Genomic DNA, 22876 nt, shown 5'->3' with positions numbered 1-22876 from the left:
CATGAACATTATCGATATCTCATCGCGGTTCGACGGAAATAGGAGAGACCTTCCGCCGGCCGGAAGAACGTTGAGATGCTCCCGCTACTGTTCATGTATCCGTAGTAACCCGTTGATGGATCGAACCGATGCATGCCGCCACTTGCCGTACTCACACTGATTGCCGAGTCCGGCCCATCGCCACTCATGAAGTCACGAGCGGCTGCCCTGTATGCCTTTCTGCCGCTTGGGTGATCGAACTCCGGCATATCAGCATCGACGGCACGCGGTTCACGCTGCTTACCCCTCTTGAGTCGCACGTCCACTCCCTTGACGTGCTTCGCATAATGAACTGCCGCAGATAGGTCCGAGTTGAAATCTGGGCAGTTGCTGTTGTGGACCAGTACCGGAGTCTCGCCCGCCAGCACATAGTACGTGTGCAGGTCGTCCACGGTGAGGTTGTACGTACGTGCGTGCGCAGTGTACGCCCGGTTTCCCGCCACCAGGACCGTGGTTCCCGTGTCCGTGAGGAGGTTCATCCCGGGCTCGAGGTCACGTGCTTCGACCCACCGCTTTTCGGAGGGCGACCAGAAAGGATGCTCGTGTGTGGCGGTGAGCTTCTCGGCGCCTTGGGTGGTCGTGATGGTGAGCTCGTTGAAGTGCTTGTCGTCCTCGGTGACGATAAGACGGGTTACTTTTCGCGCCCCGGACTCCCCTGTCTCCGGATCCGTGGCTAGAACTTCGTCGCCGAGCTCAATCTTCTCGATGTCCTTCGTTGAACCGTCAGCCATCTTGACATCAGTGCCAGCCAGGAAGCACTTCATGCAGCCGATTTTCGTCGACGCCCCGCGCCCTCTTCCTCCCCCCACAGGAAGGCCAGGAACCCTGTCGCTTCCCATTTCCGAGAAGGTCGTCAGGCGAAATACTTCCAGGTACCAAAATGTCGTCCGCATTTCCTCTGGGCAGCTAGCTGACCGCGGCCCTATGCAAGAGTTGGCGGCTGCCGCCATGAGATCTTCGGGTACCAGTTCCCGCCATGGCGCCGGGACGGCGTCTCTCTGGTAGACCTTTCGCCAGTTTGCATATTCCTCACCGGTTCCGAGGAATTCCCTAGCGGTATTTGTGATGAATCTTTCCGTCGCGTTGACGGGGTTCATAATGGACACCGCATCGTTCTGGCCGATGCTCGTCCCACCGCCGTGATACTTGCCGTGATCACTGTTCGGGGTCACGTTCCAACCGTTGGAACTGGGCGCGCAACTGAAGCCGCCTGTGGCGCACTCGTCAGGTGCGAGCCCCGTGGAATCGCTGGAAGTGACCGGGGTGTTGCTGGCGTAGGCGTAGCCGTTCAGCGACTGATGCTGGTCCAGGACCATGATCGGATCGACGCTGATGAACTGGCCGATGGCCGGGTCGTATTCGCGGGCATCGACGTGGGTGAGGCCCGTTCCCTTGTCAGTTGGCTTGCCCAGGAAGCCCTTGTCGTCCGGCCAGGAGGTCGGCTCCTTGCCGCGAGGGGTGCCGAAGGGAGCGGTGTAGCGCTTGGACGGGGCCCAGGTGGCGGCGTCGAGGGCGAGGCTCGATGTGCCGTGGTGGTCGGCGGCGAGGAAGTTGAGCTGTGTACCGCTGACGCCCGCCGTGGCGGTGCGCACCGCGATGGTCTGGCCGGCTCCGGTGTAGTAGCGGGTGCCGGAGAGAGTCTTGGCCGCTCCCTTGGTGGTGAGTCGGACCTCGTTTCCGCCGAGGTAGAGGACGGTGTCGCCGTCGCCCGTGGTGTTGCGGCGGATCAGGAGTTCGCCGCTCGCGTCGTACAGGTAGCTGGTGCCGGTGGCGGGCTTGCCGTCCGCTGCGGGCTCGGACGTTCCGACGAGTTCGCCCTCGGAGTTCCAGGTGAGGGTCTGTATCGCTGCTTGGGTGCCGGGGCGGCTGGTGGTGTTGCCCGACTTGTCGTACGTATAGGTGGCAGCCCGGGCGCCGGTGGTGCGGACGAGCGGATGCGGCTGGTTGTCGGGTGGGGGTGTGCCGTATTCGTACGTCGTGGTCTTGTCGCCCGACGTGGTGTGCTGGGTCTCGGTCTTGCGCTGGCCGGCGATCGTGTAGCTGTAACCGGTCCAGTAGGGGGCGGCGCCGTCGATGTCGGCCATCGTGCGGCCGGACGCGGCACAGTCCGCGGTCTTCGGTGTCCAGGCTTCGGTCAGGCGGCGGTGGCCGTCGTAGCTGAAGCACTGGTGGTCGGGCTTGGTTGTGCCACCCTGGGTGGTGGTGTCGAAGATCGACGTGACGTTGCCGGCGTCGTCCTGAGTGAACTTCAGGTCCTGGAGCATGTAGGCGTGCACGTCGTCGGTGACGAAGGAGCGCTTGAGACGCCGGGTGCCGGCCTCGTACTCGTAGTTGACGTAGCCCTTCTTGGCCGACGAGGTGGAGTCCTTGCCCAGGGTCATCTGGCTCAGGTCGCCGACGGGCGAGTAGATGGCGTTCAGGAGGTAGCCGGAAGCACCCGAGGCAGACCGCTGCTGGCCGAGGGAACCGTACTCGTAGGAGACGATCTCGGCCGGCAGTCCGCCCACGGCAGGGCTCCCCGCGTGTCTGACGGTGCCGTCCGGGTTGTAGCCGGCGGAGAATGCCAGCGTCTGCGGGACTCCTGCTACAACCAACGGGTCGGTGCTGGGCAGTGTCAGCGAGCTGTTAGTCGCCCTGTACAGGGGGTCGTACTTGGTGACCTTGCTGGTGTAGGCCTTACCCGCTGCTCCGCCGTCGTAGCGGACCGCGGTGTCCTGCTGGCCCTTCTTCAGGGTGTCGAAGGTCCAGGCGGCGAGCTTCGTGGCATCGGTCTTGGTTCCGTCCCACAGCCCGGTCTTACGGCCGAGGACGTCGTACTCGGAGATCAGCTTCTTCTCGCGACCATCGGTGGTGCTGACGACCTGGTCGAGCTCGTTGTACTCGGTCGTGCTGCTGCCCTTGTCCGGGTCACCGGTCTTGGTCGGGCGCCCGAAGAGGTCGTACTCGTACGTCCACTTCGCCTTGTCCGGGCCCGTGACGGTGGCCTGCTGGCCGGCAGGGGCGTAGGTGAAACTCGTCGTTGTGAAGTCGGTGCCGGTCGGCTGCGGCGCGGCGTACTCACGTCGTTCGGTGGTCTGGCCGAGCGCGTCCGTGACGACGGCCGTCGCCTGGCCACCCGCGGGAGCACTGGCGGTGACGGTGTCGCCGGTATAGCTGGTCTCGGTGGTCCAACGGACGACGTTGTAGTTCTTCGTCTGTGCCTTGACAGCTCGTCCGGCGCCATCATAGGTGGTGTCGGTCTGCGTGGGCGCCGCACCCGAGGCAGGCTCGGCGGGTTTGCCGGAAGGCGCGTTTTCGTGGTCCCAGATGTCAGCCTGCGACGTGACTGCCAGGCCCCGGCCGTCGTACAGGGTCTGCGCGATGATCCGTCCGCCCGACTCGGCGCTCGGGGACTGGGCCTGACGGGGGCGCAGCAGCGAGTCGTAGATCTGGTAACTGGTGTTGTAGCCGTCCGCGTTCCAGTTCAACGTGCCTGTCGACACCCATGGCAGACCGGATGCAGTCACGCTGTAGTCGTAGACGCGACTGGGCCACGCGTCGAACACCCTCATCTGGTCGGGGAGCCACACCTTTTTCACGCGGCCGAGAGCGTCGTACTCGGACTCGGTGATGTTGTTGTTGGGGTCCTTGATCTTCAGGACTGCGCCGGTGGCGAAGTCGGCGGTGGTGGTGGTCTTGTGCCCCTTGGCGTTCTCCACCGTGGTGGCTGTGAGCGGGCCCGTTCCAGCCGGAGTGTAGGCAGTGGCCGCGGTCTTCAACCCGTTGGTGTCGTAGATGGCCGTGACCCGGCCGAGCGTGTCGTAATCGCTGGTGGTGACCTTCTGCCACTGCGGCTGGTCATCGATGCCGTAGCCCTTGGCACGGCCGGTCCAGCGCGGCGCGCCCTTGGTGGGTACCTGGGACGCGCTCCATGTGGTGGTGTCAAAGGCGGTGGCGGTGTCGGAGATGACGTCGCCGGGTCGGCTGTAGTCCGGCGGCAGGTCCAGCAGGCTGTCCGCCTTGGTGCAGAGCTTGGCGACGGTGCGCGTGCGGGAGACGAGGCTGTTGATGCCCAGGTCGTCGTTTCGTGCGTACCAGGTGCGAGTGCACTTCTCGTCGCCTTCGATGCCGTCGTCGCCCTTGTCTTCGAACGTGGCGGCCATGCCGTAGCCGTCGAAGGTGGTCACGGTGGAGCGGACGCGGTCGCGTGCGGGAAGGCTGGTGGTGATGCTGGTCCGGGTGTGGGTGCCGTTGGTGCGGACGAAGTAGGCCTCGATGTCCGCATAGGACTTGTGCTGGGTCGCCGTCCGCTTGGCCCACGGGTCGTTGACGGTGCCCTCGATCTCCGGGCCCGTCGCACCGTTGTAGGTGACGGTTTCGCGGGTGAAGCCGGCGTAGTAGTCGGCGTCGGTGACGGCAGGGGCTTTGATGCCGGTGACGGTGACCGACTTGCGCTCGGTCGGGTGCAGGGTCTTACCGTCGTCCTTGAGTACGCGGTCGCCGTGCATGCCGCGCAGATAGACGGTCACCGACTTGGACTGGGTGTTGCCGGGGGCGCCGGTCAGGTGGGTGACCTGCTGGAATCCACGCCAGCTGGACCAGGTCCGTTCCTTCTCCTTGACCAGCGGATCGTCGTTGTAGTGCCAGGCACCGCCGCCGGAGTAGGAGTAGATGTGCTGAACGGCCTCGGAGCCGCCCTTGGGATCGGTGCTGCTGACCGTGTGGACGGGGTACTTCAGGAACCAGTCCAGGGTTGCTGCAGTGGCCCCGTTGGGACGCCAGTACACCGGGTAGCAACGCCTCGTGTTCTCGTCGACCTTCGGCATCGCCGCGCCTGCGGAGCAGTCAGGCGACAGATAGTTGACGATGGTCTGCGCGCCGGTCTCTGACGTGATCGTGTAGAGGCGGGGTTTGTAGAGCGGCAGGATGCCGTCGGTCGAGGTGTCGATCCTGTTCGCCAGGAATTCATGGGTGAAGGTGACCGGGTCCAGCGTGATGGCGGTGCCGCGATTGCCGGTGTGACGGATCGACTTCAGCCACAGCGACTGGTCCGAGGAGTCGCCCGTGTCACCGGGATCAACGTAGTCCTGGTCCAGGGCCCAGGTGTCCACGGCCTCGAAACCCGGAGTGGTTGCTGCCGCGTTCCACGCGTAGGTGGTGACGGCGGTCATCCGTTTGCGCGTGAAGAAGGTCGGGCCGACGTTGCCCGTGCATTTGTCGCCGTTCTTGCACACCGCGTCGAACGGCACGTCCGGCCAGTTGTCCCGGGTGTCTTCGGTCAGTTCCTTACAGCCGGTGCCTGCGGCCTTGCAACGCTCGTCGTGCGAGAAGACGACCTTGTTCGAGGCTGCCGGCGAGCCGGTGAAGAGGGCTCCCGCCCGCTGACCGTAGCGGATCTCCCTGAGATAGCCGCCACGCGTGTAGGGGGTTCCGGTGGTGTCGTCGCCGAGTTGGTCGTAGTTGTTGCCCTCCGCCTGGTACCAGTACGACATGGCGTTGCCGTGCGTGTCGACGACGTAGTCCAGGTTCCACCGCCAGGCCTGCTTCTTGGCGCGGCCGGCGAAGCTGCTGCCGTCGTCATAGCCGGGCTCGCCCTCGTCGTCGCCGAAGACGGGAGCGGTCCACACGGACTGGGTACGGTCGTCGGCGCCCGCGCCGTCGAGCTTGTTCAGACCGAAGACGTACTTCGTCCCGGCGCCGGTGGTCACTGTCCAGTACTCACCGTTGTCGTCGCCGTTTTCGGCACCGGTGGACCGGGTGACCGTGGAGGCGTCGTCGTTCTTCAGCCTCCAGACGCCACTGGTGTCGTCCTTGACGAGCTCGGTGGCCTTGCCGTTCAGCACGAGCGAGGCGTTCTCGTACTTCCAGCACAGGTCGAACTTGTCGTCCTGTCCGTCGTCGTCGCACGTTCCGTACTTGCGCTCGATGTAGGACGAGGTGATGTCGAACCCCTCGCCGATGACGCTGCCCTGGTTGTTCGTCGACGACGTGCGTCCGTCGATCGAGCCGGAGTCGTACGAGATCGCCAGATCGGGGGTGGAGCCGGCTGCCGGCGGAGGCACTCGCAGCGGATACGACCAGGTGAACGAGCCGGAGGAGCCTCCCGCCTCCCATGACGACGAGGGAGAGAGCGGGGTCGCCTTGTAGTCACCGGAGGCCGACTTGTCACCGGCAGCGAGCGCCAGCACCATCCTCTGTCCGGTTGCCGAGGCGGCAGCCCTGGGAGAGGCGGTGGCCTTGGGAGAGGCGGTGGCCCGGGACGCCAACGGCGTCTTGAACGCTACGCGCGCATCGAGGCTTTCCGCGTCGCGCCGGTTGGTGAACTTCAGCGGCGTCCGTGTACGGCACTTCGCCGCGGCCGGGGTGCTCAGGGCGCAGTCGGGCAGCTGCACGAGCTGGAGCCGGCCCGCCCAGTCGCCGCCGTAGGCGGACGCAAAGGACCGATAGTTGACACTGAGTTGTGCTGCACCACCGGTCGCCGGAGCCGTGGCGGTGAGGACCACACCCTTCACACCGAGTTGCGCGGCTCGCTTCTGGTCGAGGACGTCGACCTTGACGGTGGCCGGAGCCTCGGGGGCGGCAGCGCCCTTGGTCGCTGGGAGACGGGTGATCGTGACCGGGAGGGTGCCAGGGGTCGCGCTCGCCTTGCCGGTGGAAGGCAAGGTGAGTGTGGTGCTTCCGGCCTTCGGCCAGGTCACCTCCCTACTCTGGTCGGTGCGTGCACGAGCTGTGTCCTTACGCCCGTTCTCCGCGCCCTTCCGTATGGCGGCGGCCTGCTTCTTGTCGGTCTTCCCCTTGAACGGGACAACCTTGTCCGCGCGAGGCGCTGTCAGGTCGGGCTTCCCCAGCGGGTCCGGTTCCGCCGCGAACGTCGCCGGGGTCAGCAAACCCGGCAGCAGGCTGAAGCCGACGATCGCCGCGACGCGGCCTGCAGCCGTCCTGCCTCTCGATCTCCGGTACACGTGGCATCCGCTTTCGAATCGACGCCGCTCCGAAAGCGGCTTACGTGATGGGGGTGTTCTGTCCTGGTGCAGCGGTATCTGCAGTCCGCCGCACCAGCCGAGACGGAGCGCTAATCCACGCCCGGTTTGCCGCCGAAGACCTTCTCGCGGACCTGATCCAAAGTCATCGCGCCTACCCAGATGCGCGCTTCGCTGACAGCGCCGGGGAGGTAGTGGCCCGTGATGCCATTCGCAGAACCCCGAGCGACCGCGAGCTCGCCACTACCCTGAACTGGTGTACTGAACGCTGAGTTGTCCGACTGTGGACGCTCCGACTCGGTCACGAAGAGGTGTGTGTCTCCGTATCCGGATCCTTTGGCCCTGGTGGCATTGAAGACGCCTGTCAGCTGCACCGGGGTATCCAATTCAGCGGGTTGGCGGTCCCGTACATATGCCGACCCGGTCACGGTGCCGTCGGCGTCGGTGGCAGCACGGCCGAAGTACCACTCGTACTCATCGTCGGACTCCTTTTTGACCCAGATGGCCCACGACGACTCGGCGCCGGCCGCCGTACGCTGACCAAAGACCTGGGCCTGGTAGCCCACCGGCTTGGACGCGAGTTTCGCGCTGTCCAGCTGCACGGCCACCGTCACAGTGAACGAGCCTGTCTCGTCGACCACCGGTCCCTGGGTGGTCAGGGCGCCGGACTCGCCGTCGAAGACCAGGGCGCCCCGTTCGGCATCGGCGACCACACCCGTGGCGGAGACCTTCATGTCACCTGCTGCGTACGGGGTCTTCTGGTGCACCACGCCACCCGCGACAGTGGCGGCGTCCCAGTGACCAACCAGCTCTGTCATCGGCACGTTGTCCTGAATCAGAGCACTGTCCTGACGCACCTCGTCCGCGGTGAGAGCCCGCTGCCACACAACGACCTCGTCGACACGTCCGGAGAAGTACTCGCCCGCCTTCGACCGGCCGAACATCATGCCCTCCGACGACGCCGCGGGGACGTAGGCGGCGTTGGCCGCGTGCAGCACCACGGGATTCCCTTGGGGGCGCCCGTTGATGAACAACTGGATGGTGTCGTTCTTCTTGTCCTCGTCGCCCTTGGTGTCGAAGACACCCGCCAGATGCGTCCACACCTTGGTGGGCGGATTCGCCGTTATCGCTTGCGCATTGACGTACACGGGGTTGGTCACGTCCGCCGCCGCGCGGCCGAAGACCCACTTCTTCAGTGACGCCGAGTAGTACAGCTGGAATGCCGAACCATGAGTGCCTGGGGCGGAGGTAACGACACGGTTCTTGGATGTGTCCGTCAGCAGCGTCCACGCGGACACCGTGAACGACTCCTTGGTGTTGAGGGGCGGCGCCTGCGTGGCGGCATATCCGATCTGCTGGGCGGGATCGGTGACATCGTCGTTCAGCGCGAGTGAGTAGTCGCCGGGGCCCCGCCGGGCCATGGCCGACCATGTCGTCGCCTTGTTGCCCGCGACGGGGTGGAGCGTGGCCGGATGCCGGATCCCCTCGGTGGCGCTGTCGGCCGCCGTCGTCACCGACGAGCCGGGGGTGCCGTCCGCGAAGTGCCAGCGGCCGACGGCGCCCTGGGCCGGGGACACCTTGAAGGTGAATTCCGCCGGCGGCCCCCAGCGGTTGAGCACGTCCCTGGCCTCCACCGTGAGCTTCTGCTCACCGGACAAGGGCGGAATCGGTTTGATCGTCGCCGTGGCCCCGGACTCCACATGAGCCGAGGTTTCGCCGCCCAGACGCCAGCGATAGCCGGTGATGTCCTTGTCCGAGACGTTCGGCGAGAGCGTGAACTCGCCGGCCTGGCCGGGGCCGCCCGCACCCTCACACACCTTGGACGTGCATTCGGTGTAGATACCGGTGGACTTGATCTGCGGTTCCTTGGGCGCGGTCGCGTCGATCTTGAAGTAGCAGTAGGGCGACCAGGCTGAGGGGATGCTCGAGGTCACTCCACCGGTCGTCCAGAAGGAGTTGGTGAGCGCTCGCATCCGGTACAGGGTGTTGTCGTCCTGCTTGGCCATCCGAATGCGCTCCGCGGTGCCGTCGGGGTGGTAGCCGACGTTCGGCAGCGTGGCCGCCCAGGATTGCGTCCACTTTCCGTTCACGAAGCGGTCGACGGTGATGTAGGTGCGCAGCGACCCCGTGAACTCACCGGACTTCGGCTGCACCTCCGTCTGAACCACGGACTGCATCATCGGGTCCTGGCGCGTCACCGTGAGCGGGTCGGCCTCGGACGACTTGCAGTAGTACGTGACACCGTCGCCCGGAAGGGTCCCCACGTAGGTCGGAACACCGGGCCGGGGCACGTAGGAGACCTGGAGCTCGGCGTTGTCGTCGAAGCGCTTCCAGGCGTCGGCGTCGCTCTCGTCCTTGGCCGCGAGCATGAGGGTCAGCCGGGAGAACTTGCCTGCCGCGAAGTTCCGCACGGTCGCGGTCAGGTTCTCGTCGCTCTCCGAGGGGTTGTCGGCGAACTCGACCCATCTATCCGGCTGGGACGGCGAGCAGTTGTCACCGCGGCCGGCCGAGACATTGACGTCTCCCATCAGGTCGAGCTTCGACGGGCCGGGCCAGCGCGTCGCCTCGGACATGTTGTCCGTCCGCCACAGATCGATCCAGTGCGGGGTGCACGAGAAGGACCACGTCTCGAGCGCCCGGAACGTGGCGCCGACGACGTGCTTTCCGACGAGCTTGGTCGGCGCGAACTCGAAGAGCATCCGGTTGGTGTGGTCGGCGTCGCAGTAGTACGGGCCGACGCGGTAGCAGCGGCCGACGCCGTAGTCACCGTCGAACTGCCAGAACCGGTCGCCGTCGGAGGAGATCACCGAGCGCTCCGACGCTCCGAGCCCGAGCGGCGGATCGATGTAGACCGGGTAGACGGTCGCGTCTCCGCGGAGCAGTTGGGCGTCCGGCTTGATCGTGACGGCGCCACCGTCCACCTTGACGGGCAGCTCGGCGCTGGCATCCCCCTTGTCCGGCCGGCCGGGGTCCTTGCCGGCCGGTTGGGTCTCGACGACGGCAGCGGTGCGGCGCATCAGCTGGGGCTTCGTGCCATCGTTGTCACCGGCCGAGTCCCACATCTGCCCGGCGGGTCCGGTGAACACGGCATTGCCGTCACCGTCGAAGGCGCGCAGACCACCGCCGGCACCCGGCCCGACGGTCAGGCCGTCACCCTTCACCGACAGCTTGATCTCATTGAGCTCGGGATTCGCTGCGGCTTCGGCAGACTTGACGACCAGCACCTCACGGTAGCCCTCGGCAGTCGCCGTCAGCTGGAGGTCGACACCCTTGTAGACCTCGGGGTACGTGGCGGTCGAGCCGCTCAGTACCGGCGCGGGAAGCGTCTTGAGCCAGTCGAGTTCGACGGCTCCTCGTCCGCTGGCGAGACGGATCAGGGAGCCATCACTTCCGCCGTTGGAGAACGACAGGTCGACGACGGCGGACTTGGGCCCGATGGTGCCGTTCGCACGCCGCTCGAGCGTGGTGTCGATCGGCTGCCACGAACCGTCCGCCGCCTTCGCGCGCTGCGGAGTCGTCGACTGCGTGAGGGTGAGCGTGCCGTCCGGATTGGCCATCGTCAGCGAGTAGGGGGTGCGCTCCGACACCACCTCGACCGGCTTTCCGGACTCGGTCGCACGCGCCGTGGCGGAACGCTCGGCCTGCGCCGCGCGTGCACCCGCCTCCGCTGGAGCCGCGTTCACAACGGCGTATGCCGTCGGTGTCAGCAGCCCGGCCGCCAGGACAGATGCCGCCAGCGTCGCAACACGACGTTTGACGGCAGGTGGAAACACACGCACGGTTCGCTCCCCTACTCCCCCGGGCCTCCCCAGACCCCACACAAGAAACAACGATTTATGAAGATCGCCGGATGAATGTACGGGTTCGCGTAGGGATCAAGCAATAGTAAACAAGCACTTGTTCGAGTGATGGCGAGAAGTTGACACCTTGCAGAACGGACTGAACGTCAGATACCCGCACTTAATTGACGATGTGTCACACAGCGATTGAACAGCCAGAGGAAGGGCGCACAACAACGCTCCGGCTGTCGTCGTCCAAGCAGGGTGTTCACAGCGCTCCGACCCGGGCCAGTCACGACACATAGACCTGATGGCACATCAATTTAGGTGTCGTCAAAGCCCGTTCGTCTTTGGATGGAGTTGGCAGGGCTGCGCAGGGCAGAGTGGTGTGTGGCGTGGTGGATCCATACGGCATCCGTTCACACTGGGTGAAGATGTGCTGAAGACGCTGACCGGTGTTCCCGGCCCCTTGACGCCCTGTCCACAGGCCGCCGACGAGCAACGTTGGCGCTCACCGGACCGGTCGCCAAGTTCCTGGCGGATCGGTGCGTCCGTTGGGCCTGAGGTGGAAAGGACAACGATGGACGCTACTGCTCCGCCGGTGGTCGTGGCTCCTGCTCCGGTGGCGTGGTGCCGGCAGAGTCCGCCAATCGGACCACCGGCAGGCCCCTTCCGGTGATTGCCGGACGCGTCGCGAGCGGAGCACCGGTCGCAGGGGTACGGCGTCTGCGCAGCAGATTGCCCGGATTGGTAAGGAGATCAGCCGTGTACGCAGCCGTCCGACGGTACGAAGGGGTGACCGACTCTGCCGAGGCAGGACGTCGGGTGAGCGAGGATTTCGTGCCGCTCATGCGTGACCTCCCGGGTCTCCGGGCCTACTACTGGATCGACGCCGGGAACGGAGTGATGGTCTCGACCAGCGTCTTCGAGAGCGAGGAGGCGGCCCAGGAATCGGTCAAGAAGGCAGCGGTCTTCGTGCGGGACAACATCGCTTCGCTCCTCCCCAACGCCCCTGTGGTCACAACCGGTCAGGTCGTGGCTTACGCATAGCGAGGTAGTGCGATGCCGAGTTCAGTCCCCGGGGGGCTTTGACCTGGGGACTGAACTCCTTTGCACGCAGGGCACAAGGCACTCAGGGCACAAGGCGCACAGGACACGGGCTGCGACTACGGCCTCCCGGCCGCTGGCAGGCAACACCCGCACGCCTCATGACAGTTCAGCCGTGCCGCCGTGCGCGCTTCAAGGCCGCTCCCGCCGCCTTCGCCTCATGCGCCGCCCGGTCCGCCACCGTGCTGTCCGGGTGCCGGTCGCGCAGGTCCTCGAGGATACGGAAGGCAAGGGACGGGTCCGCGGCGGCGAGGGCCGCGACCAGAGCGGGCGGTCCGCCCGGCCAGTCGGCGGCGGCCTGGTCGAAGGCGTCGATCAGGGCCCTCGACGCCGATGCGGGTCCACGCTCCTCGGCCTCCGCGTCCACGGAGGCCCGCATGTCCTCGGCGGCGCCGACCGAGAGATCGTCGAGCACCAGCACCGCCCGTGCCGTCAGTGGGACCTGGTCCTCCGGTGCCTGCTCGCCCCGTGCGAGGAGGACGCGGCGTACATGCGCGCCGATCACCGGGTCACCGAGGGCCGCCCGCAGTGGTGCGGCGGGGACGGCGGCACGGTCGAGGCGGGTGACCAGTGCGGAGAAGCCGGCGGCGGGGTACTCCGCTGCCACGGCGCCGATGAGCTCGCTCCAGGCCGCGTCGGTGCCGCCGCGTTCGTCCACCCAGTCGGCCAGGGTGCGGGCGGCGATGTGCGGCGGCCAGTATTCGACCGCTGTCACCGTCTGGGCCGCGTCCCATGTGGAGACGCTCTCGCGGTCGGGTGCCGCGACATGACCGACCGTCAGCACATGGCGTACGACAGCACTGCCGAGCGGGGTGAGTCCGTAGGCGTCGCCGTTGCGGAAGACACAGCCGGTCGCGACGAGACGGTCCACGATCGCGGCGAGCGCCCTGCCGTGCCCGTCGATTTCGGCGCGGTCGCTCTCGGTCAGATCGGGCAGTGCGAGCAGCTCGGAGAGTTCCGCCGGCGGGGGCGTGGTGTAGCCGGCGGGGGCGGTTTCGGGTACCTGGAGGGGGGCGTCCTCCAGTTCCGGGTCGAGCCACCATCCGATGTGGTCGGCCGCTTTGCGCGCCACCGAGTCGGGTGTGGCGCCGCGCTCGTACAGCGCGTAGAGGACGTGCGCGGCGTCGAGGGCGTACTCCTCGTCCGGGCCGGATTCGGCAGCGATGCGTTCGACGACGGCCGCCAGGACGTCGGCGCCCAGTTCGGTGAGTTCCGTCGGACTTCCCTCGGTCCACACGGCGGTGGCGGGGTCGGGAAAGCCGCACTGCTCGGCCAGTTCGTGTACGTCGTCGTCCCCCGCGGCGAGCGACGCGGGCAGCGGGGCTGCGTGCAGCAGGCCCCTGATCTCCTCGGGGGCGGGTAGTGACGCCGGCGGAGGGAGCGGTACGGCCGAGGCACCGTAGTAGTCGAGGTGCTCGTCGAGGAGACGGTCGGCGAGTACGGCGTGGGGCAGCGCTTCCGGCCCGGGGGCGAGGCTCTCGTGGGGGCCGGTGAGGGCGTCGGTGAGACCGGTGGCGGTCCAGCGGTCGCTGAGGTCCGCCGCGAGCGCTTCGAGTTCGTCCGCGAGGGCCTCCTCGGGGCGGTCGGCGGAGAGAGCGGGCGAAGGGGGCAGCAGCGGGCCGGCCGGCGAGGGCTTTTCCATGTCGTGGGCGAAGGCGGCCAGCAGGGCCTCGGTGAGCCGGACGCGTGCGGCGAAGGTCGCGGTCGTGACGTCGGCGCGCTGCAGCGGGGCGGGCAGTGCGGGGCGGCCCTCGTGCGCGGTCGCCTCCAGGGCGGCGAGCCAGGCGCGTACGGCCTCGGGGTCGTCGGGGTCGGTGCCGCCCTCGCGCAGCAGCGAGGCGTACCAGCGGGGCCAGGTGAGGTTGAACGGGTCGCTCATGGCCCGTGTGAACTCCGGCATGACCTCGTCGGCGGCGGCGAGCAGACGCTCGTGGCGTTTGGCGTTCAGCCGGTTGGCTGAGCGGACGCGGTCGACGAGGGCGGTGAGGACGGCGGGCACGGCCGCGATCTCCTCTGCGGTGGCGTGGAGGAGCAGCGGCACGTCCTCGAGCAGGACACGGCGCAGGAGCTCGGGTGTCGGCTCGGGCACACCCGTTCTGCGGTCGGCGCCGCGCAGGGCGAGCAGCGTCAGCACGGCGTCCGCGGGGCGTACGGGCAGCGCGGCTCCGCTCGCGGACTGCGCCCAGTCGAGGAAGTCGTCGAGGCCGGTGTTCAGGGCGGTACGAGTACGCGTCACCCGGGGAGCGTATGGGGCGCCCGCCCGGGCACGCCCGCGCTGCCACGGGTGGATACTCCGATCGGGTGATCGCCGGGGCACCGCGGTGGGGCCCGGCGCCGCACTTTCTCCCACGGGATCCGCCGGAGCGGCCCCGGGAGACCCCTCTGACAGGACGGCTGACAGGACAGCTGACAGGACGGCGATGAGTTCCGGCTGCCCGGGAGGTCTACCGGACATGAACACGAACCATGCGCACCGTACGAACGCTCCCGACCTCGGACCGGTCGCCGCCGGCGTGGCGCGGCTGGTGAGAGGGGTCGACGGGGCACAGCTCGGGGATCCGACGCCCTGTCCCGCGTATGCCGTGCGGGAGCTGCTCGCCCATCTCGTCGGGCTCTCCCTGGCCTTCCGGGACGCCGCGCGCAAGGACTTCGGGCCGACGACGGACACCGATCCGAATGCCGTCGCGCTGGAGCTGGGCGACGACTGGCGCACCGTGCTCCTCGGGCTGCTGGACGAGCTGGCGGAGGCGTGGCGCGCGCCGGAGGCCTGGGAGGGCGAGACCCGGGCAGGCGGAGTGGCCCTGCCCGCCGTGGTCGCCGGTGAGGTGGCGCTCGACGAACTGCTGATCCACGGCTGGGACCTGGCCCGGGCCACGGGCCAGGACTACGCGCCCGACGAGGCAGGCCTGCGGGTCTCGTACGCTCTCCTGACTCCCGGGGACGGCACGAGCCGCGGTGGACTGTTCGGCCCGGTCGTGTCTGTCTCCGCGGACGCGCCGCTGCTGGACCGGGTCATCGGGCTGAGCGGTCGCCGTCCGGACTGGACGCCCGCTTTCGCGGCCGGCTGAGCGGCGGGGCAGGGGCGTGCTCCCACGGTCACGTGCCGTCTGTGGCTGCGCGTCACTGCCGGCTCCGTCGGCCCGCCCCGGCATCGTCGCGTGAAGCCCCGGCATCATCGCGTGAAAGAGTCGGTCTCCGGTGTCCTTGCGCCCACCCGGTCGGCGGACCGGCTGAGGGACACGGCGGCCAGCAGCGCGCCCAGCAGCAGGATCCCGCCGAGGACCAGGAAGCTGACCTCGATCGCCGCGGTGAAGGCGCCGTCCGCGGCCGCGCGTACCCGGTCCTGTGAGATCCCGGGCAGGCGGGCGAGCAGCTCGCTCTTTTCCTGTTCCTGCGACAGCACGTTGTCGAGGGCGTTCTGCTCCTGTGCGGAGAAGTCGGCGCCGTCGCCCTGCAGCAGTCTGTTGCGCTCGCGCCATTCGACCGTCGTAAACAGCAGGTTCAGCAGGGCGATCCCCACGGTCGCGCCGATCTGGCGGCTCTGAACGGACAGGCTCGCTCCCACGCCGCGCGCGGTCGGGGGCACGGCCTTCATGATCAGTGCGGTGGCCGCCGGGTAGACCAGTGGCGGTGCCAGGCCGGCGACCAGCAGCACCGGGACCAGCAACGCGTCGTGGCGGTGGCCGACCCCGAAGGTGAGCCACAGCAGGCACGCGCCCAGCAGGACCAGTCCGCCCACGACAAGCCGGCGGCCGTAGCCGCGATCGGTCAGCCGTCCGACCCGTGGCGAGAGCACGACGGTGCCCACGCTGGAGGCGGCGAGCAGGATGCCCGCCTCCAGGGCTCTCAGATCGCGCACGTGCTGGAGGTACAACGTCACATAGACGACCAGAGCGAGTGAGGCGCACTGGGCGAGCCCCAGCCCGGTCATCGGTACGGAGACCTCGGGGCTGCGCAGGGGGCGTGGATCGAGGAGGGGCTCGGCGGCCCGCCGTTCCACCTGGGCGAAGACGGCGAGGAGCCCGATGCCCACGGCGAGCGGGGCCAGGACACGGACGTCGGCGAAGCCCCAGTCCGAGGACCGCTCGCAGGCGAAGACGACGAGGGTGAGGCCGGAGGCGATGAGCGCGCAGCCCGCCAGGTCCATCGAGTTCCCTGCGGGACCGCGGGTCTCCTCCAGGTAGCGGACGGCGAGCACCACGATGAGGGCGGTGACGGGAACGGCGGCGGCAAAGGCCCACCGCCAGCTTACGTAATCGACCAAGAGGGCGATGAGCAGCGGCACGGCGATCCCGAGGAGAGTGGTCGCCGCGGTCTGCACACCGATGGCCCATCCGTGCCGGCGTTCGGGCAGCGCGGCGGTCAGGTTCGCCAGTGCGAGCGGTACGGCGAGGGCGATGCCCAGGCCCTGGACGACGCGTGCCGCGACCAGGAACGTCCCGTCTGGGGCGAGTGCGCACAGCAGCGAGCCGGCCCCATAGCAGAGCATCCCCAGCAGGAAGATCCGGCGCCGGCCCGTGATGTCGCCCAACCGGCCGCTCACGACGGCGACGGCGCACAGCGGCAGCAGTGCCGCGACGATCACCCAGTGCAGTGCGGAGCTGTCCATCCCGAGGTCGCGCTGGATCACCGGCAGCGCGACGACGACGCTGGTGAGGCTGGAGAACAGCAAGGCGCTCGCGGTCACCGTGGCGATCATGGCCGCTCGCTGGCGTGGCGTCAGTTCGCCGAGGTTGCCCATCGCCGCAAGTGTTCCGTGTGGCGCGACGGCCGGCACCCGGCCACGGACCGCGCGGGTGAACGCACCTCGGTCGGGTACGCCGGCGGCTCGTCCCGGTGCGGACGGGGCGGTGCGCGTCACCGCCCCGGGGGTGCGCACACCGGGTGCGCACCGCCCGGTGGCGGCTGCCGTGAACCCGTTCGGGTCCACGACCGCCGGACGAGGGCCGTCCCCCTCGTCCGGACGACCAGGGGGGTCAGGCCGTCGCGGCGATCCGCGCGAGCCTTCGGGCCTCTTCCCGTGTGGAGCGCGCGATGGCGTCCTCGTCGGCGTGCAGCAGCCGGCCGTTCTCGACGACGGGCCTGCCGCCGACGAGCGACACTGTGACCGGGGCCGCCGCGCCGAAGACCAGGGCCGTCACCGGGTCGGCGATGGAGGCGTGGGCCAGTGTGTCCAGCCGCCACAGCACGAGGTCGGCCAGCTTGCCGGGCTCGAGCGAGCCGATCTGCGCGGCGCGGCCGAGGACCTGGGCGCCGCCGTAGGTGCCGAGGCGCAGCGCCTGGCGGGCGTTCAGTGCGGCTTCGCGGTGCACCGTGCTGAGGCGGTTGATCAGCAGGGCGTTGCGCAGTTCGGTGTGCAGTTCGCCCGACTCGTTGGAGGCGGTGCCGTCGACACCGAGACCGACCGGGACTCCGGCGGCGAGCATGTCCGGTACGCGGGCGATTCCGGCGGCGAGGCGGGCGTTGGACGACGGGCAGTGCGCGACACCGGTACGGGTGCGGGCGAAAGCCTCGATGTCGGAGTCGTTCATGTGGACGCAGTGGGCCATCCACACGTCGTCACCGAGCCAGCCGGTCGACTCGAAGTAGTCGGTCGGGCCCATCCCGAACAGTTCGTGGCAGAACTTCTCCTCTTCCACCGTCTCGCTGCCGTGGGTGTGGAGGCGTACGCCCTTGCGGCGGGCCAGTTCGGCGCCCTGCCTGAGCAGTTCGGTGGAGACCGAGAAGGGGGAGCAGGGGGCGACGGCGATCTGCGTCATCGCGTCGAAGGAGGCGTCGTGGTGCTTGTCGATGGTCTCCTCGGTGGCGGCGAGCGCGCCCTCGAGGGTCTCGACGGCGAAGTCCGGGGGGAGGCCGCCGTCCTTCTCGCTGCGGTCCATGGATCCGCGGGCGAGGGTGAAGCGTACGCCCATGTCGGACGCGGCACGGATGATGGCGCCGGAGAGGTCGCCGGAGTCCTTCGGGAAGACGTAGTGGTGATCCATGGCGGTGGTGACACCGCCGCGGGCCATCATCGCGAGCGAGCCCTGGGCGGCGGAGTGGACCATCTGCTCGTCGATGCGCGCCCATGTCGGGTAGAGGGCGACGAGCCAGTTGAACAGGTTGTGGTCGGTGGCGAGACCGCGGGTGATCCACTGGTAGAAGTGGTGGTGGGTGTTGACCAGGCCGGGGGTGACGAGGTGTCCGGTCCCGTCGACGCGGCGGACCACGTTCTCCAGGTTCCCGGGGGCCGTGCCCGCACCGACGGCCTCGATCCGGTTGCCGGCGACGACCACATGGCCTGAGGCGTACTCGGTGTCGTCGGCGTCGACGGTCGCGATCGCGCAGTGCTCGATGACGATCCGCTCGGCCGTGGGGTCGGGAGCGGCCGTGGGGTCAGGGGCTGCCGATGCTGCCATGGGACTCTTCCTCGTGGTTTCGGTGGCGGAGCGGGCACGGCAGGGCCCAGGGGATTTGAGTGCCGGAGCCGGCCCCTGCTGCTGACGGTACTGCGGGGGCCGGGTGCTGCTCCGGGTGCCGAGTTCAGGATGTTTCCGGAGGTCCTGGCCGGGGGCACCGGTCAGGACCGGGCGGGGCCTGGCCTGACCTGGCCGAGTGCACCGGGCCCGTCGGGCCGAGGGGCTCTCGGGCCGAGGGGCTCTCGGGCAGGCTCCCGCGCGCTCACAGATTGGTCATGTCCACCGGGATACGCGCCTCGGCGCCGTCCCGCAGGATCGTCGCCTCGATCAGCCCGTAGGGCCGGTCGGCGGCGAAGTAGACCTCATTGTCGTTCTTCAGCCCGAAGGGTTCCAGGTCGACGAGGAAGTGGTGCTTGTTCGGGAGCGAGAAGCGGACCTCGTCGATCTCGGAGCGATGATTGATGATCCGCGCTCCCATCTGGTACAGGGTCTGCTGCAGCGACAGGGAGTAGGTCTCGGCGAACGCCTCGAGCATGTGCTTCTTCGTCGCCTCGTAGGACTTCTCCCAGTTCGGCATGCGCTGCTCGTCGTCGCTCCAGCCGAAGCGCCAGCGACTGGAGACCTCGGTGGCGAGGATGCGGTCGTACGCCTCCGGGAGGGTGGTGTACTTGTCCTTCACATAGCCCCAGAACTCCGAGTTGGTCGAGTTCAGCACGACCAGGTCCTTGAGGCCGGAGACGACCTCCCACCGCGAACCGTCGTAGGTGATCTGGGTGAGCCGGGTCTCCTGGCCCTTGCGGGCGAAGGAGTGCTTGACCTCGTCGGCGCCGATGAACCTGGAGTTGGCGTCGGAGGAGGCGATGCGCTCCCAGGCGTACTCCTCGATACGGATGCGCGCCCGGTGGATCGGCTCCTGCGAGGTCACGAAGTGGCGGGCGAGGTGGATGCCGAACTGCTCGGCCGACTCGATGCCGTGCTCCTTGGCGAAGGCGTACACCGTGTTCTTGGTGGTGTCCGTCGGCAGCACGCTGGCGTTCGAACCGGAGTAGTGCACGTCGTCCATGTCGCCCGACAGGGAGACCGAGACGTTCAGGTCCTTGATGTGGTGGGTGGCACCGTCGCGCGTGATCTTCACGACGCGGTTCTCGGCCTTGCCGTACTGGTTCTGGCCCAGGAGCACGGGGCGGGCGGGTCGGGATTGGGCTGTCATTGTCTGCTAGCTCCCTCGGTAAACGGAGTAGCCGAACGGGTTGAGCAGCAGCGGTACGTGATAGTGCTCGCCCGGCCGGACGGCGAAGGTGATCGCCACCTCCGGGAAGAACGCACCGCTGTCCCGATTCGCGGGGGCGTCCTGCTGCGCATCGGCTTGCTTCTCGGCGGCTTCGGCGGATCCGAGGAAGTAGGCCTCGGTGTCGAAGTCGAGACGTACATGGGTGGTGCCCTCCGGCAGCGCCGGGAGGTCCTTGCAGCGCCCGTCCGCGTCGGTCGTGGAGGCGCCGAGCGCCAGCCACGGGGCGCCGGACCCGTTACGGGCCGACAGGGAGACGGCGACGCCCTGCGCCGGGCGGCCGACGCTGGTGTCCAGGATGTGCGTGGACACGGACGTATGAGGAGCTGCTGCGGTCTCGGTGCTCATCGGTCTCTCTTCCTCCGCGCCTTCCTGCGCTTGCCGTCGCTCACCTGCGCTTTACCGCGCCCTCACCGCACTGTCACGGCGCCCGGCCGCTCCTGCTCGTCCGCCACGAGACGGGCCAGCCGGATGCGGTTGATCTTGCCCAGTTCGGTGCGGACGATCTCCCGCTCCTGTTCGGGCGAGTGGCCGATCCGCTCACGGACGGAATCGCGCATCTGCTCACCGGTACGGCCGGTGGCGCAGATCAGGAAGACATGGCCGAACTTCTCCTGGTAGGCCAGGTTCAGTTCGAGCATCTCGGCCCTGAGCTCCTCGGAGGCCCCGGCCATCCCCCGCTGCTCGCGGGCGGAGGTCGGATCCCCCGGCTTCGGGCGCCCGATCGGCGGGTGTCCCGCCATCGCTTCGGCCAGATCGTCGGTGGTCAGTGCCGCCGTGGCGTCGTCGCCGGCCGCCAACAGCTCCTCGGTGGTGGCGTAGGGGCGCCGGGTGAGCACGCTCCTCCCCCAGGCCGAGCTGGCACACACCTCGTGCAGTGCGGCCGTGGCCGCACTGTCCGCCGAGGCGTTGAACCGGGCGAGGCCCGGTGCGGGAGTCGGGGACACGGGAGCCTCCGTGGCTGTTTCGGCTGTTCGGCACAGTGCGTCGCAGTGTCACAGCGCGTCGGTCGGGGCGCGGTGCGCCGGTCGGGGTCACAGTGCGCCGGGGTCCCCCGGCCCAGGGCCGGGGAGGGCTGTGGACAGCTAACGCCTTCCACCGACACCCCGTCAACACTTTGTTGAAATCCCTTGACGCACAACGTTGCTTTCCCGGCATCCGGGACGATCGGGAGGGACGGCTTACACGGAGAGTGACGCCTTATTCACTTTTGGCACTGTTCTCCCGGTTGAGGTAGTTGTACACGGTGAAGCGGCTGACGCCCAGCGCACCGGCGACGGTCTCCACGCCGTGCCGTACGGAGAAGGCCCCGCGCGCCTCCAGGGTTCGCACCACCGACTGCTTCGTCTTGCGGTCGAGCGCCGACAGCGGCATCCCGTAGGTGCGTTCCATCGCGGCCAGGATGTGGTCCAGGGAGTCCGACAGCTGGGGCAGCCGCACCGCCAGCACCTCCACGCCCTCCCAGGTGAGCACGACGTCGTCCCGCTCCGCCTGCTCCGGCATGAGCATCCGCCCGCCCATCGCGTCCACGAGTGGCTTCACCGCGGCGACGAGGGGGTGGTCTCCGGGTTCGGTCACGGTCACCGCCCACTCCCTCCCGCGCCTGTGCCGTCCGCGCCACCGGCGACGGCGTCCGGGATAACGCTGACCTGGAGGGACACCCGGGTGGCGCCCGCCCCCAGGGTCTGCCGGAGGAGCGAGTCGACCGCGGTGAGCACCGCGTCCGTCCCGCCTTCCGCCGTGTTGCCGAAGGGCCCGACGTCCACAGCGTCCAGATCGGCCGCCTGGATGACCTCGCGGGCCACCAGGGCGTGATCCGGCGCCTCGTCCAGGTCGAAGGGCTCGGTCGTGAACTCCACTCGCAATCGCATGCCCTCACGTTATTCCTGCCCGTGCCGACTCCTCCGCCCGGCCCGGAACCGCTCCGGAGTCCCGCGGCGGACGGCACCCCGTCCCGCGTAGATGCCCGTCACCGAGCCGTGCGGTGTGCCCGTCACAGGCACGAACTGCCCGCTGTCCGCGCGCCGCCGTGGCGTTGACCGGCCGTGGACGGCCCGGCGTCAGCCGGTGCCGCAGTGGGCAACGGAAAGGAATCGATGCGCGCCCGCCTCTCCACAAGCCCGGATACCGGGCGGTAATCTCCCCCGCGCCTGACCAAGCACCTGACCGGCCGGGTGAGAGCGAGGGGCCCAATGACGACGGAAGCGGATGCGGCCCACGAGCGGTGGCAACGTGCGTGGAGCCACCGGGAGCAGCTGCTCAAGGTGGCTCGCCGCAGGTCGATGAGCCTGGAGGACGCCGAGGACGCCGTGCACGAGGCGATGCTGCGCGCCGCCGAGAACCCGCATCTGGACGACGAGCGGCTGGGCGCCTGGCTGACGACGGTGACGATGCGGCTGTGCGTCGACCGCTACCGGCAGGTGCACCGCGAGACCGAGGTACGCAGTAGCCCCACCCTCCTCACGCCCGTTCCCGTCCCGGTGGAGGAAGCCGTCTGCGACCGTGCGGAGGCGCGGTGGCTGGCCGTGCGGAGCGAGGAGCTTCCCGCACGCCAGGCGGAGGCCCTGTGGCTCAAGTCCGAGGATCTGGACGTCGGCCAGGTCGCCGTGAAGATGGGGCTGAGCTACCGGACGGTCGAGTCGCTGCTGGCACGTGCTCGCCGGACGCTGCGCAACTCGCTGGCCGCGACCCTCGGCCTGGCGCTCTGGGTGCTCGGGCGGGGGCGTCCTCAGGGCGGTCACACCCAGGCCGCCGCGGTGGCCTCGACCGCGGCGACGCTGGCCGTGGCGGGGCTGATCCTGCTGCCGTACGCGCACGACGCGGAGGGGCCCTCCTCGACACAGCCATCGTCGCCCGCGATCACGGAGACGGCGGATACGGCACCGGGGGCGGGCGGCGCGTCCCTCGGCCCCGGCAGCCGCGGCAGCGAGGCCCGGACCGCGGGCGGCTCGGCGGCCGGGCACGCGGGAAGCCCGGAGCCCGCGGTACCAGGGCTGCCGGACCTGCCCGGACTGCCCCTGCCCACACCGGCCGTACCGGACGTCCCCCGAGTGGCGTCCGTGCCCGAGGTCCCGGTCCCCGCTCTGCCCTCGCTGCCCCGCATCCCGCCGGCACCGCAACTGCCCGGCACGCCGGACACCGCCGCCCCCGAAGTGCCCGAGCCGCCCCCGGCACGGGTCAGCCTGCCCCCTTCGCCCACAGGGGAACGCCCGCTGCCGAGTACGCAACCGCCCCCGGCCCCGGAACAGGCCCCACCCTCCGCGTTCCCCGGCGGCTGAGCCCGGCTCCCCCGGCAGCGCACGGCCC

At 68.7% G+C, this 22876-nt stretch carries 13 protein-coding genes; 3 read left to right on the top strand and 10 right to left on the bottom strand.

All coding sequences use genetic code 11. The features are described 5' to 3' along the window. Positions 1–8: 8 nt before the first annotated feature. Together ACTWOL_RS30355 and ACTWOL_RS30350 are read right to left on the bottom strand one after the other, a co-directional pair. Positions 9–6980: a polymorphic toxin-type HINT domain-containing protein gene (locus ACTWOL_RS30355; protein ID WP_474300042.1), complete on the bottom strand. Its 6972-nt coding sequence runs from the start codon at positions 6978–6980 to the stop codon at positions 9–11. Positions 6981–7090: 110 nt separating this feature from the next. Further along, on the bottom strand, positions 7091–10777 hold the full coding sequence (locus tag ACTWOL_RS30350; RefSeq protein WP_474300041.1) for a laminin G domain-containing protein: 3687 nt from the start codon (positions 10775–10777) through the stop codon (positions 7091–7093). Between the two features lie 825 nt (positions 10778–11602). On the opposite strand from ACTWOL_RS30350, the gene ACTWOL_RS30345 reads away from it, so the two are divergent. Beyond that, entirely contained in the window at positions 11603–11827 is a 225-nt protein-coding gene (locus ACTWOL_RS30345) for a hypothetical protein (protein ID WP_474300040.1), read from the top strand. A gap of 166 nt (positions 11828–11993) precedes the next feature. Here ACTWOL_RS30345 and ACTWOL_RS30340 read toward each other — a convergent pair whose 3' ends face one another. Continuing rightward, on the bottom strand, positions 11994–14120 hold the full coding sequence (locus ACTWOL_RS30340) for a hypothetical protein (RefSeq protein WP_474300039.1): 2127 nt from the start codon (positions 14118–14120) through the stop codon (positions 11994–11996). Between the two features lie 217 nt (positions 14121–14337). Here ACTWOL_RS30340 and ACTWOL_RS30335 point away from each other — a divergent pair, with 217 nt between their 5' ends. After that, complete coding sequence (locus ACTWOL_RS30335; RefSeq protein WP_474300038.1) at positions 14338–14952, top strand: TIGR03086 family metal-binding protein; 615 nt, start codon at positions 14338–14340, stop codon at positions 14950–14952. 104 nt (positions 14953–15056) lie between these two features. Here the strand turns inward: ACTWOL_RS30335 and ACTWOL_RS30330 are convergent, their stop codons facing one another. The 7 genes from ACTWOL_RS30330 to ACTWOL_RS30300 form a co-directional block, all read right to left on the bottom strand. Further along, positions 15057–16625: an MFS transporter gene (locus ACTWOL_RS30330; protein ID WP_474300037.1), complete on the bottom strand. Its 1569-nt coding sequence runs from the start codon at positions 16623–16625 to the stop codon at positions 15057–15059. A 235-nt stretch (positions 16626–16860) separates the two neighbouring features. Then, positions 16861–18282: an 8-oxoguanine deaminase gene (locus ACTWOL_RS30325; RefSeq protein WP_474300036.1), complete on the bottom strand. Its 1422-nt coding sequence runs from the start codon at positions 18280–18282 to the stop codon at positions 16861–16863. Positions 18283–18544: 262 nt separating this feature from the next. Continuing rightward, a complete protein-coding gene (pucL, locus tag ACTWOL_RS30320; protein ID WP_474300035.1) occupies positions 18545–19492 on the bottom strand; it encodes a factor-independent urate hydroxylase in 948 nt (315 codons plus the stop codon). A 6-nt stretch (positions 19493–19498) separates the two neighbouring features. After that, on the bottom strand, positions 19499–19918 hold the full coding sequence (gene uraH / locus ACTWOL_RS30315) for a hydroxyisourate hydrolase (protein WP_474300034.1): 420 nt from the start codon (positions 19916–19918) through the stop codon (positions 19499–19501). Between the two features lie 62 nt (positions 19919–19980). Beyond that, entirely contained in the window at positions 19981–20517 is a 537-nt protein-coding gene (uraD, locus tag ACTWOL_RS30310) for a 2-oxo-4-hydroxy-4-carboxy-5-ureidoimidazoline decarboxylase (RefSeq protein WP_474300033.1), read from the bottom strand. Between the two features lie 253 nt (positions 20518–20770). After that, a complete protein-coding gene (locus ACTWOL_RS30305) occupies positions 20771–21154 on the bottom strand; it encodes a helix-turn-helix domain-containing protein (protein ID WP_474300032.1) in 384 nt (127 codons plus the stop codon). Continuing rightward, the gene (locus tag ACTWOL_RS30300) at positions 21151–21441 is read right to left on the bottom strand and encodes a YkoF family thiamine-binding protein (protein WP_474300031.1); all 291 of its coding nucleotides are present in this window, start codon (positions 21439–21441) and stop codon (positions 21151–21153) included. The genes ACTWOL_RS30305 and ACTWOL_RS30300 overlap by 4 nt, the downstream gene beginning before the upstream one ends. Positions 21442–21762: 321 nt before the next feature. On the opposite strand from ACTWOL_RS30300, the gene ACTWOL_RS30295 reads away from it, so the two are divergent. Next, complete coding sequence (locus tag ACTWOL_RS30295) at positions 21763–22848, top strand: RNA polymerase sigma factor (RefSeq protein ID WP_474300030.1); 1086 nt, start codon at positions 21763–21765, stop codon at positions 22846–22848. Positions 22849–22876: the final 28 nt, after the last annotated feature.

It is taken from the genome of Micromonospora sp. IBHARD003 (assembly GCF_056106285.1).
This window is presented reverse-complemented; position numbering and strand designations above follow the sequence as displayed.

Bases quoted from the DNA above. Each gene is read 5' to 3' on its own strand.
- ACTWOL_RS30295 (WP_474300030.1), top strand. From the start codon at position 21,763: ATGACGACGGAAGCGGATGCGGCCCACGAGCGGTGGCAACGTGCGTGG.
- ACTWOL_RS30330 (WP_474300037.1), bottom strand. From the start codon at position 16,625: ATGGGCAACCTCGGCGAACTGACGCCACGCCAGCGAGCGGCCATGATC.
- pucL (WP_474300035.1), bottom strand. From the start codon at position 19,492: ATGACAGCCCAATCCCGACCCGCCCGCCCCGTGCTCCTGGGCCAGAAC.
- ACTWOL_RS30335 (WP_474300038.1), top strand. From the start codon at position 14,338: ATGAACACGAACCATGCGCACCGTACGAACGCTCCCGACCTCGGACCG.
- ACTWOL_RS30325 (WP_474300036.1), bottom strand. From the start codon at position 18,282: ATGGCAGCATCGGCAGCCCCTGACCCCACGGCCGCTCCCGACCCCACG.
- ACTWOL_RS30300 (WP_474300031.1), bottom strand. From the start codon at position 21,441: ATGCGATTGCGAGTGGAGTTCACGACCGAGCCCTTCGACCTGGACGAG.
- uraH (WP_474300034.1), bottom strand. From the start codon at position 19,918: ATGAGCACCGAGACCGCAGCAGCTCCTCATACGTCCGTGTCCACGCAC.